This is a genomic window from Mesorhizobium sp. M8A.F.Ca.ET.218.01.1.1 (assembly GCF_004791165.1).
GTDB lineage: Bacteria > Pseudomonadota > Alphaproteobacteria > Rhizobiales > Rhizobiaceae > Mesorhizobium.
The window spans coordinates 621,214-633,972 of the sequence record NZ_SRUZ01000001.1; the positions used below are offsets into that span (position 1 = coordinate 621,214).

Sequence of the window (12,759 nt, forward strand, 5' to 3'; positions counted from 1 at the left end):
ATAACAAAGCGTCTAGAATTGCGGCCTCATTTGCCGATTGTTACCTTCGATACGAGCGACTTCTTACGATGTGCGGGCAGTGGACGTCGATATAGCCTTTACGACATGAGAGATTTGCAATTTGTAGATTTCGAACTCAATTAACGGACGGATCGCAACCGCCAGTTTCCTCAAGTCCCCGCCGTGTAAGCCGCGATCGCCGCCATGTTCACGATATCGCTGTCCTTGGCGTTCAGCGAGACGATCTGCACCGGCTTGTTCAGGCCGACCAGCAGCGGGCCGATGACGGTCGAGCCGCCGAGTTCCTGCAGCATCTTGGTCGAGATCGAGGCCGAGTGGAACGCCGGCATGATCAGCACATTGGCCGGGCCGGTCAGGCGCATGAACGGGTATTGCGCCATGGCGCGGGCGTTGAGCGCCACGTCGGCGGCCATCTCGCCGTCATATTCGAAATCGACGCGGCGCTTGTCGAGGATGCGCACGGCTTCCTGGATGCGCTCGGAACGCTCGCCCTGCGGATGGCCAAAGGTGGAATAAGCGAGCATGGCGAGCCTCGGCTCATAGCCCATGCGGCGGGCAAAGCCTGCCGCCTCCTCGGCGATGTCGGCGATCTGCTCGGCGTTGGGCATGTCGTGGACGGCGGTGTCGGCGACGATCACCGTGCGGCCGCGTGCCAGCACGATCGAGGCGCCGATGACGCGGTGGCCGGGCTTGGCGTCGATGACGCGCCTGATATCGTCGAGCGCGGTGGAATAGTTGCGGGTGACGCCGGTGACGATGCCGTCGGCATCACCCAGCGCCACCATGCAGGCGGCGAAATGGTTGCGGTCGTTGTTGATCAGCCGCTGGCAGTCGCGGAACAGGAAGCCTTTGCGCTGCATGCGTTCGTAGAGATAGTCGGTGTAGATCGAATTGCGGCGCGACAGGCGCGCATTGATGATCTCGATGCCTTGCTTGTTCAAGTCGATGCCGGCGTGCCTGGCGTTCTCCTTGATGACATCGTCGCGGCCGAGCAGGATGGCCGTGCCGAGCCGCTGGTTCACATAGGAGACGGCGGCGCGCATCACCTGCTCCTCCTCGCCCTCGGCGAAGACGATGCGCTTGGGCTGGCGGCGCACGCGATCGTAGATGCGCTGAAGGGTCGAGGCGATCGGGTCGCGGCGGGCGGAAAGCTCCTGCGCGTAGCGGTCGAGATCGAGGATCGGCTTGCGGGCGACGCCCGAATCCATTGCTGCCTTGGCCACGGCAATCGGGATGGCCGAGATCAGGCGCGGGTCGAAAGGCACCGGGATGATGTAGTTGGGGCCGAATTTCGGCCGGTTGCCCTGATAGGCGGCGGCGACGTCGTCGGGCACGTCCTGGCGGGCCAGTTCGGCGAGAGCGCGGGCGGCGGCGATCTTCATGTCGTCGTTGATGGTGGTGGCCCTGACATCCAGCGCGCCGCGGAAGATGTAGGGGAAGCCGAGCACGTTGTTGACCTGATTGGCGTAGTCCGAGCGCCCGGTGGCCATGATGGCGTCGGTGCGGATCTCGGCCACTTCCTCCGGGGTGATCTCCGGATCGGGATTGGCCATGGCGAAGATGATCGGGTTCTTGGCCATCGACTGCACCATGGCGGTGGTCAGCGCCCCCTTGGCGGAAAGGCCGAGGAAGACGTCGGCGCCGTCGAGCGCTTCGGCCAGAGAACGCGCGTCGGTCTTGACCGCGTGCGCCGATTTCCACTGGTTCATGCCCTCGGTTCGGCCCTGGAAGACCACGCCCTTGGTGTCGCACAAGGTGATGTTTTCAGGGGAAAATCCCATCGCCTTCATCAGCTCGATGCAGGCGATGCCGGCGGCACCCGCGCCATTGCAGACCAGCTTCGTGGTCTTCATGTCGCGGCCGGTTACCTCCAGCGCATTGATCAGGCCGGCGGCCGAGATGATGGCCGTGCCATGCTGGTCGTCATGGAAGACCGGGATGTCCATCAGTTCGCGCAGGCGCTGCTCGATGATGAAGCATTCCGGCGCCTTGATGTCTTCCAGGTTGATGCCGCCGAAGGAGGGACCGAGGAAGCGCACGCAGTTGATGAACTCGTCGGCATCCTCGGTGTCGACCTCGAGGTCGATGGAATCGACATCGGCGAAGCGCTTGAACAGCACCGCCTTGCCTTCCATGACCGGCTTCGAGGCCAGCGCGCCGAGATTGCCGAGGCCGAGGATGGCGGTGCCGTTGGAGATGACGGCGACCATGTTGCCGCGCGTCGTATAGTCGAAGGCTCTCGATGGGTCCTCGGCGATGGCGCGCACGGGCACGGCGACACCAGGCGAATAAGCGAGGCTGAGATCGCGCTGCGTCGTCATCGGTTTGGTGGCGACGATCTCCAGCTTGCCCGGCCGGCCCATGGCATGGAATTCGAGCGCTTCCTGTGCGCTGACGGACGGACCGTTGTTCTCGGTTTTCCTGGCCATGATGCTTTTGATTTCCTCGCCGGTGCGGCACCTCCTTGAAGCGGGTGCCTGGTGCTTGCGAATTAAGACCACGGGCCGCCGCGTGTAAACCACGAAGCTCTGCAAAGCTGCTTCAAAGCGGACGCGCTCGCTCAGGGACTGCGCGGCGCTGGCTTGAATGCGGTGATTTCATGCGCATGCTGGCGGGCCGTTGCCCATCGCCGCAGCGTCCTGGTTCCGGGGAACGGCCATTGCGACAGGGGCGGCCGCCGGCTTCCCATCCGCTCGAACAGCTCCGACAGGAATTCCATGAGTTGTCGCCGTTGCGGCTCTACCCTGGCCATCGTGTGGTTACGGATCTCCTCGCGCGGTATGGCGCGGTCGCGCAGCGTCTCGACAGCCCGCCGGATCGCCGCCGGATCGGGCTCGGCGATGATGCAATAGTCCGGATCGAAGAAGACATCCCGGCCGCCAAGACTGGGCGTGCTGACCACCGGCAACCCGGCCATCAGATATTCCATGCTGGAACACATCGCCCCTTCCGCCGCCGACAGACAGAGCCCAACCGCGGCCTGGTTGTAGACGCGATTGACCTCCTGCGGCGCCAGCCAGCCGGCCAGGCCATCGATGATCGGGTTGGCGATACGATGCAGCGGCGATTGCGCCTGCAGGCGACGGATGAAGGCACGGTCGCCGGCCCGGGGCAGCTCGCCGATCGAAAAGGTGATGTGGGCGAGCCTTTCGACGTCGAAGGCGAGGTAATGACGCTTGGTGTACGAGATGCGGCCGTTATAGACGGCGTCGAATTCGACGGGGACATCCGGCAATGGCCGAAAGATGTCCTCTGAGACCATCAGATTGTGGTTGGAGACGATCGCGGTTCCTCCGACAGCGGTGACCAGACGACGCTCCTCCGGCGTGTTGCAAAGAAAAATCAGTTCGTGAAGCGGAAAGTTTTCACGGTACCAGGCGAGATCCCGGCCCAGCTTTGCGACGACGTGCGGCCGCTCGAGCGTCCAACTCGGCATCAGCAGGAACACGGCGCGCCGCGAGGCCAGGCGACGGCCGATTGCGACGATCGAGTTGAGGGGACGGGCGCCGCCGATCGGCGTGTAGATCAACAGCGGATCGTGGCTGAGAACGTAAACCGCGAGCCGAATGCCGCCGTCCAGATGGGACAACGGACCGCTGAGCGGCAGCGCGAAAGGGAGGCGCTTGGCCGCCGAAAACTTAAGCCCGCCCAACCTTTGACTGGCATGCCGAACCGTCATGAGCCAGAGCCGTTCGAGGGCCGAGTCGATCGGCCCTACCATCTCCTCGAACGTTTCGTGCCCATCCCTGTCCATGACCATTATACCCCCAAGACGACAGATATTCGCGATCACGGCATCGGGCAATGCCACTGAATAGCGGGCCATGGACGATGGCTTGCGATCTTCCCCTGCTTTTCGATGGCCCGGCATTAAACCCCGCCACCACATCTGCTAGCGTGCCGCGCCATGAACATGCACAGCCCGAACGAGCCCGACGCCGCTCCCGAGTTGACGGCGGCGCCACAGCCAGGCGCCGCCGTCACGCCGATGATGGAGCAATTCATCGAGATCAAGGCGGCTAACCCGGATTCGCTGCTGTTCTACCGCATGGGCGATTTCTACGAGCTGTTCTTCGACGATGCCGAGAAGGCGAGCCGGGCGCTGGGCATCGTGCTCACCAAACGCGGCAAGCACCAAGGCCACGACATTCCGATGTGCGGCGTGCCGGTGCATGCGGCCGACGACTATCTGCAGAAGCTGATTGGCCAGGGGTTCCGCGTCGCCGTCTGCGAGCAGATCGAGGATCCGGCCGAGGCCAAGAAACGCGGTTCCAAATCGGTGGTGCGCCGCGATGTGGTGCGGCTGGTGACCCCGGGCACCATCACCGAGGACAAATTGCTGGCGCCGTCGGAATCGAGTTTCCTGATGGCGCTGGGCAGGGTGAAGGGCGGAGCGGACCACAGCTTTGCAATTGCCTGGATCGACATCTCGACCGGGGCCTTCCGCGTCGCCGAGACCTCCGCCGACCGGCTGATGGCCGACGTCTTCCGTGTCGACCCGCGCGAGCTTATCATGGCCGAGCCGGTCTTCCATGATCCCGAGCTGAAGCCGGTGTTCGACGTGCTCGGCCGCATTGCCAGCCCGCAGCCGCCTTCGCTGTTCGATTCGGCCTCGGCCACGGGGCGGATCGCGCGGTTCTTCGAGGTGGCGACACCAGACAGTTTCGGCACGTTTTCGCGTGCCGAACTGTCGGCGATCTCGGGCGCCATCGCCTATGTCGAGAAGACGCAGAAGGCCGAGCGGCCACCGCTGTCGCGCCCCGAGCGCGAGGAGCAGGGCTCGACCCTGTTCATCGATCCGGCGACGCGCGGCAATCTCGAACTGTTGCGCACGCTGTCCGGCAGCCGCGAGGGCTCGCTGTTCAAGGCGATCGACCGCACGGTGACCGGCGGCGGCGCAAGGCTGCTCGCCGACCGGCTGATGGCGCCGCTGACCGACCCGGCGGCCATTGTCGCACGGCTGGATTCGGTGTCGTTCTTCCGTTCCGAAGTGCGGCTTTGCCAGGCAGTGCGGATGAGCCTGAAGAGCGTGGCCGACATGCCGCGTGCGCTGTCCAGACTGGCGCTCAATCGCGGCGGCCCGCGCGACCTCGGCGCACTGCGCGCCGGCTTCGAGGCGGCTGGCGCCATCGCCGAGACCTTTGCCGCGACCGCCCTGCCCCAGGAATTGGCCGGCGCGATGGCCGCGATTCAAGCGCTGCCCAAGGCACTCGCCCAGCATCTCACCCAGGCGCTCGGCGAGGAACTGCCGCTGCTCAAACGCGACGGCGGTTTCGTTCGCGGCGGCTATCATGCCGAACTCGACGAGATGCGGGCGCTGCGCGACGAGTCGCGCAAAGTGATCGCCGGGCTGGAGCGCTCGCTGATCGAGGAAACCGGCATCCGTTCGCTGAAGATCCGGCACAACAACGTGCTTGGCTACTACATCGAGGTGACGGCCAACCATCATGCAATCATGACCGGCAGCGATGGCGCCAAGGCGCGCTTCATCCACCGCCAGACCATGGCCAACGCCATGCGCTTCACCACGACCGAGCTCGCCGAACTCGAGACCAAGATCGCCAATGCCGCCGACCGGGCACTGAGCATCGAACTGGCAGCCTTCGATGCGCTGACGGCGGAGGCGGTCGGCGAGGCAGAGGCGATCCGCGCCGGGGCCGATGCGCTCGCCGTGCTCGATGTGTCGGCGGCCCTCGCACTGTTGTCGGAAAGCGAGGCCTGGTGCCGGCCGGTGGTGGATTCCAGCCTTGCCTTCGAGATTTCAGGCGGCCGGCATCCGGTGGTCGAACAGGCGCTGCGCCGTTCGGGCGAAGGGCCGTTCGTCGCCAATGATTGCGACCTCTCGCCCGAGGGGACTGCCAGGAACGGCGCGATCTGGCTGCTGACCGGCCCGAACATGGGTGGTAAGTCGACGTTCTTGCGGCAAAACGCGCTGATCGCGATCCTGGCCCAGACCGGCTCCTTCGTACCGGCGGCGTCTGCCCATATCGGCGTCGTCGACCGGCTGTTCTCGCGCGTCGGCGCTTCGGACGATCTGGCGCGCGGCCGTTCGACCTTCATGGTCGAAATGGTCGAGACGGCGGCGATCCTCAACCAGGCCGGCGAACGCGCGCTCGTGATCCTCGACGAGATCGGCCGTGGCACCGCGACGTTCGACGGCCTGTCGATCGCCTGGGCGGCGGTCGAATATCTGCACGAGAAGAACCGCTGCCGGGCGATTTTCGCCACCCATTTCCACGAAATGACGTCGCTCGCCGGCAAGCTGGCGCGGCTTTCCAACGTCACCATGCGCGTCAAGGAATGGGAGGGCGACGTCGTTTTCCTGCACGAGGTCGGCAAGGGTGCCGCTGACCGGTCCTACGGCGTGCAGGTGGCACGGCTCGCCGGCCTGCCGGATGCGGTGGTCGAGCGGGCCAAGGCGGTGCTGCACCAGCTGGAGGAAGGCGAGGTTTCGGGCAAGGCCAACCGGCTGGTCGACGACCTGCCGCTGTTTTCGGTGGCGGTGAAACGGGAAGCGCCAAAGCCGGTGAAGAGCGACGCGCTGGGCACAGCGCTCGGCGAGATCAACCCCGACGAGATGACGCCGAAGGAAGCACTGGAGGCGCTCTACCGGCTGAAAGGGCTGGCGGGGAAGTAATTTTGCAATCTGGGCGGCGGAGGGGGAAATTGGCAGCACCGCCGCCTCAGATCATCTCCAGCCCGCGCTTGCGCTTCGGTGGCGGGAATGCACGGTCGAGATCGGCGATGTCCTGCGGCGTAAGCTTTATGTCCAACGCAGCGACATTCTGGCGGACGTGCTCCTGGCTGCCGGCCTTGGGAATGGCGATGACGCCGTCCTGCCGCATCACCCAGGCCAGGGCGATTTGCGCCGGTGTCGCGCCGTGCCGGGCGGCGACGGCGTCAAGCCTGGCATTGCGCGCCAGCGCGCCTTGCTCGACCGGCGAATAGGCCATCAGCGGGATGCCGCGTGTTCGGCTCCAGGGCGCCAGATCGAATTCCGGGCCGCGGCGAACCAGATTGTAGAGCACCTGGTTGGTCTGGACATTGCCGCCGTCGCGCAGGCCAGCCAGTTCCTCCATCTCCTCGGTGTCGAAATTGCTGACGCCCCAATGCCGTATCTTGCCGGCTTTTTTCAGCGCCTCGAAGGCTTCCACCGTTTCCGATAGGGGCACGCTGCCCGGCCAATGCAGCAGATAGAGATCGATGCGGTCGGTGGCGAGGCGCTTCAGGCTGTTCTCGCAGGCGCGCTGCACGCCGGCCCTTGAAGCGTTGGAAGGCAAGACCTTCGAGACCAGGAAGACCTCGGCGCGGCGGCCGGCGATGGCTTTGGCCACCACTTCTTCCGCACCGCCGCCGGCATACATTTCGGCGGTGTCGATCAGCGTGACGCCGAGGTCGAGGCCGAGCTTGAGGGCATTTACCTCGTCGGAGCGGCGCCGCGAATCCTCGCCCATTTTCCACGTGCCCTGGCCGAGAACGGGTATGGCCTCGCCGCAGGTAGCGTGGTGGTTCTGACGCTCGATTCCATGGCATGGCTCCGTCGGTACTCGATCGCATCGAGGCCTCGACGAGACTCCGCAAGGAGTTCTCGCCGGACCCTACTTAGCGATGCCGGGAAGCTTACTTCACCGGATGGGCGGCGAGCCAGTCCTGCATCTGCTTGATTTCGGCTTCCTGCGCGGCGATGACGCCTTCGGCGAGTTTGCGGATTTCCGGATCCTTGCCGTTGGCCAGCTCGACCTTGGCCATTTCGATCGCGCCTTGATGATGCGGAATCATGCCGCGGACAAAATCGACGTCGGCGTTGCCGGTATATTGCGAGGCCATCATGTCGGTATGCATCTTGTCCATCGCCGCCTTGTAGCCCGCCGTCGAAGGGCTTTCCGCCCCCATGGCCATGGCGCCCATGTCGTGCTTCATCTCCTCGCTCTGCGCCGGCACGCTTTCGAGGAAGACGGCAAGCAGCATTCCGGCCGCCATCAGCAGCAGCACGAGTTTTTTAGCCAAGGTCATTCATGGTCTCCTGTTGGTTGGATTTCGTATCTGGGGGTTAATCTCAGAGTTTCAACGTTCTGAGCCGCAATGCGTTCGCGATCACCGAGACGGAGGACAGGCTCATCGCCGCCGCCGCCAGCATCGGCGACAGAAGCGTGCCGGTAAGCGGATAGAGCACGCCGGCCGCGACCGGCACGCCAAGCACATTGTAAAGGAAGGCGAAGAACAGGTTCTGCCGGATGTTGCCGATGGTCGCCCGGGCCAGGGTGCGGGCGCGGACGATGCCGTTTAGGTCGCCCTTGACCAAGGTGATGCCGGCGCTTTCGACGGCGACATCGGCGCCGGTTCCCATGGCGATGCCGACATCGGCGGCGGCAAGCGCCGGCGCATCGTTGACGCCGTCGCCGGCCATGGCGACGCCGGCACCCCTGCCGCGCAGTTCGTCGACGAGCGCTGCCTTCTGTTCCGGCAATAGACCTGCCCGAACCTCGTCGATGCCGAGACGTCCGGCGATCGCCTTGGCCGTGCGCTCATTGTCGCCGGTCGCCATGATGATCCTCAGCCCACTGTCATGCAGCGCCCTGATCGCCTCCGCCGTGGTCGCCTTGACCGGATCGGCGACGGCGACGATGCCGGCCAGCTTGCCGTCGACAGCGACGAACATCGCCGTCTTGCCATCGCCCTGCAATGCTTCCACGCGGCCCAGGATTGCGGAAACGTCGATGGCGAGATCGGCCATCATCGCGGCATTGCCGAGCGCGACCTTCTTGCCCGACACCGTGCCGGAAACGCCCTTGCCGGTAACCGCCTCGAAGCTGCTGGCCTCGGCGATCTTCACGCCGCGCTGGCCCGCCCCATCGACGATGGCCTCGGCCAGCGGATGCTCCGACCCCTTTTCCAGGGTCGCGGCGTACACCAGCAATTCGTCCTCGGAAAAGCCCGCGGCCGCGACGACGTCGGTCAGTTTCGGCCGGCCCTCGGTCAGCGTGCCGGTCTTGTCGACGATCAACGTGTCGACGGCGGCGAAGCGTTCGAGCGCGGCCGCTTCCTTGATCAGCACGCCGGCATGCGCGCCGCGCCCGGTGGCGGTCATTATCGACATCGGCGTGGCGAGGCCCAGCGCACAGGGACAAGCGATGATCAGCACCGAAACCGCCGAGACGATGGCAAAGATCAGACTGGGCTCGGGGCCGAAGATCGCCCAGGCGATGAACGCGGCGACGGCGACCAGGACGACGGCCGGCACAAAGTAGAAGGAAACGCGGTCGGCCAGGCCTTGGATCGGGGCGCGCGAGCGCTGTGCCTTGGCGACGAGTTCGACGATGCGCGACAGCGTCGTCTCGGCGCCGATCCGCTCGGCGCGCATGATCAGCGAGCCGTTCTTGTTGAGCGTGCCGCCGGTCAAGGCGTCGCCTTCGGCCTTCTCGACCGGCAAGGGTTCGCCCGTGATCATCGATTCGTCGATGGAGGAGCGGCCTTCCAGCACCGTGCCGTCGACCGGGACAGCATCGCCGGGACGGATGCGCAGGCGATCGCCGGCCTTGACGTCGTCCAGCGCTACATCGGTCTCGGCGCCGTCCTCGGCGATCCGCCGCGCGGTCTTCGGCGCGAGATCAAGCAGGGCGCGGATCGCCGATCCGGTCTTTTCGCGGGCGCGCAGTTCCAGCACCTGGCCGAGGAAGACCAGCGCGACGATGACGGCGGCTGCCTCGAAATAGACCGGCACCGTACCGCCATGGCCGCGGAACTGGTGCGGAAAGATGTCTGGAAAAAACGTGGCGACGACGCTGTAGACATAGGCGGCGCCGACGCCGAGCGAGATCAGCGTCCACATGTTGGGGCTGCGGTTGAGGATCGAGTCCCAGCCGCGATGGAAGAACGGGAAGGCAGCCCAGAGCACCACAGGGCTCGCCAGGACCAGTTCGATCCAGACCTTTGCGCGATCCTCGACCAGGCCCTCCAGCGACAGGCCGACCATCGGCGCCATGGCGACGACCAGCAGCGGGACCGACAGCACCGCGCTCACCCAGAGCCTTCTCGTGAAATCGACCAGTTCGGGATTTGGCCCTTCATCGCCTGTCGGCACGCCCATGGGCTCGAGCGCCATGCCGCAGATCGGGCAGGAGCCGGGCTTGTCACGGATGATCTCGGGATGCATGGGACAGGTGTATTGCGTGCCCTTGGGCATCGGCGCCGGTGCCGGCCTGTCGCCGAGATAGGTCTGTGGCGCCGCCTCGAATTTCGCCTTGCAGCCGGCGGAACAGAAGTAGAAACCTTGGCCTTCATGGCGGACGAAATGTTTCGCCGTCGAGCGGTCGACGCTCATGCCGCAGACAGGGTCGGTGGCCGTCAGGTAGCTTTCCGGCTCGGACTGGAACTTCGAACGGCAGTGCTCGCTGCAGAAATGATAGAGGCGGCCGCCATGCTCTGATGTCGGCTTGCCGGCGGCCGGATCCACGGTCATGCCGCAGACCGGGTCGCGCGGCACCGCATTCGCGGCGCCTTTGGGCGCGCAACAGCCGCCATGCGAGCCATGCGTGTGATGATGGTGATCTGAATGCGTCATTTCGAAAATGCCTTGATGTCACTGCTTCGAGGTCGAGGTAGTGCTTCCAGTAACTGGAAGGTCAAGGGCTGTTTTGATTTTCCGATTCGGGCGCCGTGAAATCGATCGAACACCCCCTGCGCAAAGGTACATCTCGTGCTAAAACTTTGCTTGCTAATATTACTCGCCGCATCACGTTCATCTCGCTAGATTTCGGTCGACAATGAAGTGCCTGGTCATAAACCTCGATCGGTCCTCGGACCGACTTGCCCATATGAGAGCAGAATTCGGCCGTATCGGCGTCGCGTTCGAGCGCGTCGTGGCGGTCGACGGACACAGCCATCCCGAACTCGAACAGCAACCTCAGCATCCAATGTATGGACCCCGGCAACTATCGAGCAGCGAAATCGCCTGCCTGCACAGCCATCGTGCCTGCTGGTCGATCCTGGCGCGGGGCGAGGCGCGCTACGGCGCCATCTTCGAGGACGACGTGGTCTTTTCCGCGAATGCCAGTTGTTTGCTTGCCGACTGCGGCTGGATCCCGGCCGACGCCGACATCGTCAAGCTGGAGACGTACTTCAGCAAGACCATAATCCAGCGGATGAGCATTTCCGCCGGTCATGGTTTTTCCGTGTCAAGGCTCTGCAAGTTCCATCCGGGAACCGGGGGCTACATCATCTCCAGGCAGGCCGCGCGCGATCTTCTCGAGGCGACCGAAAGGATCAACCTGACCGCCGATGACCTGATCTTCAACCCGGCGTTCGCGACATGGTCGAGCAACGCGATCTACCAACTTGTCCCGGCACTGTGCGCACAGGATCAAGTCCTCGGCGACAGGGCGCTGGGGATGCCAAGCCTGCTCGACCACGGACGCGAATGCAAATGGCTCGCCAGCGGCTTGATGACAAAACGCCGGCGGCCGATGACCGAGAAGATCAGGATCGAGATCGGGCGGGTCGTGGAATGGATCGTCGATTTCTGCAAGTTGCGGCGACGGACCGTCATCCCTCTCGCTTCGCCGGGGCCAAGGGATTAACCAGGCTTCTCCGGGACCCACTCACAGCGCCGCCGAAACCGGGCGTAAATGCCGCCACAGGGCAGCTCCACCCAGCTCGCCAAGATGCTGTCGAGCAACCGAATCGAATTCCGTTTCGCGTCCGATGTCACGAAATAGAAACCCTGTCCTGCGTCCAGAAACGGGTCATCGATCTAGTAACCGGAAGCTCAAGAGCCGCTTCGTCGCTGCTCGTTGCATTGCTCCTTCGGGATTCCTGACGAAATAATCATGCGACCGGGCACCATCTGTGCTAGAGGGCGGCGACAGTCTCCTGGAAGTATAGATTTTATCCGAAAATGAAGTACCTGGTCATCAATCTCGATCGATCCCCGGATCGACTTGCCCATATCACCGCCGAGTTTGCCCGCATCGGCATCGCGTTCGAGCGCGTCGCGGCGGTCGATGCAAGACAACATCCCGACCTGGTGCTGCAGCCCCAGCATGCCCGGTACGCCGAGCGACGCCTATTCGGCAGCGAGATCGCTTGCCTGCACAGTCACCGCGCCTGCTGGACCATCATTGCGCGGGACGACGCGCCCTACGGCGCCGTGTTCGAGGACGACATTGTGTTTTCCGCGAAAGCCGGTGTGCTGCTTGCCGATACGGGCTGGGTTCCGGCCGACGCCGATATCGTCAAGCTGGAGACATTCTTCCACAGAACGGTCATCCATCGGGCCGGCATCTCCGTCGGCCCGGGATTTTCCGTGTCCAGGCTGCGCAAGAACCACATAGGATCCGGAGGCTACCTGCTTTCCAGGCAAGCGGCCCGCGCCCTTCTGCGGGCAAGCGCGGAGGTCAACGTGGCGGTGGACAGCCTCATCTTCGACCCCGCATTCGCAACGGCAGCAGGCAAGACGATCTACCAGCTTGTTCCCGCGCTCTGCGCGCAGGACCAGTTCCTGCGCAACAGATTGCCAAGCCTGCTCCATCAGGAACGGCAAGCCGAGTGGACCGCGAGCGGGCAGGCCGAAAAACGCCGAAGGCCATTGTCGAAAAAGGTAGCGGTGGAGACCAGGCGGGTCGCCGAGTGGATCCTCGACTACTGCCAGTTGCGGCGACACGCGGTTATCCCGCTCGATCCGCCCGAAGCCGGACGTTAGATCTCTTGCCGCTACCGCCGGCGTGCCCGTGCCCACGCCGC

The 12,759-nt window shown here is 64.4% G+C and carries 7 protein-coding genes and 1 pseudogene; 3 read left to right on the forward strand and 5 right to left on the reverse strand.

Annotation, left to right across the window (positions count from 1 at the left end):
- Window positions 1-170: 170 nt before the first annotated feature.
- Both EN861_RS02990 and EN861_RS02995 read right to left on the reverse strand, forming a co-directional pair.
- A complete protein-coding gene (locus tag EN861_RS02990) occupies window positions 171-2,450 on the reverse strand; it encodes an NADP-dependent malic enzyme (protein ID WP_135862276.1) in 2,280 nt (759 codons plus the stop codon).
- Between the two features lie 131 nt (window positions 2,451-2,581).
- Window positions 2,582-3,775 (reverse strand): glycosyltransferase, encoded by a 1,194-nt coding sequence (locus EN861_RS02995; RefSeq protein WP_135862279.1) that lies wholly within the window; start codon window positions 3,773-3,775, stop codon window positions 2,582-2,584.
- Window positions 3,776-3,928: 153 nt separating this feature from the next.
- Here EN861_RS02995 and mutS point away from each other — a divergent pair, with 153 nt between their 5' ends.
- Window positions 3,929-6,658, forward strand: coding sequence for a DNA mismatch repair protein MutS (mutS, locus tag EN861_RS03000; RefSeq protein ID WP_135862280.1), 2,730 nt, complete (start codon window positions 3,929-3,931; stop codon window positions 6,656-6,658).
- A gap of 46 nt (window positions 6,659-6,704) precedes the next feature.
- Here mutS and EN861_RS03005 read toward each other — a convergent pair.
- From EN861_RS03005 to EN861_RS03015, 3 genes and pseudogenes are all read right to left on the reverse strand, one after another.
- Window positions 6,705-7,549, reverse strand: a pseudogene (locus EN861_RS03005) (aldo/keto reductase).
- Window positions 7,550-7,641: 92 nt separating this feature from the next.
- The gene (locus tag EN861_RS03010) at window positions 7,642-8,034 is read right to left on the reverse strand and encodes a DUF305 domain-containing protein (RefSeq protein WP_135862282.1); all 393 of its coding nucleotides are present in this window, start codon (window positions 8,032-8,034) and stop codon (window positions 7,642-7,644) included.
- A 43-nt stretch (window positions 8,035-8,077) separates the two neighbouring features.
- A complete protein-coding gene (locus EN861_RS03015; RefSeq protein WP_135862284.1) occupies window positions 8,078-10,582 on the reverse strand; it encodes a heavy metal translocating P-type ATPase in 2,505 nt (834 codons plus the stop codon).
- Between the two features lie 202 nt (window positions 10,583-10,784).
- On the opposite strand from EN861_RS03015, the gene EN861_RS03020 reads away from it, so the two are divergent.
- Window positions 10,785-11,597 (forward strand): glycosyltransferase family 25 protein, encoded by an 813-nt coding sequence (locus EN861_RS03020; protein WP_135862286.1) that lies wholly within the window; start codon window positions 10,785-10,787, stop codon window positions 11,595-11,597.
- Between the two features lie 317 nt (window positions 11,598-11,914).
- Window positions 11,915-12,718, forward strand: a complete 804-nt coding sequence (locus EN861_RS03025; protein ID WP_127277845.1) for a glycosyltransferase family 25 protein — start codon at window positions 11,915-11,917, stop codon at window positions 12,716-12,718.
- Window positions 12,719-12,759: the final 41 nt, after the last annotated feature.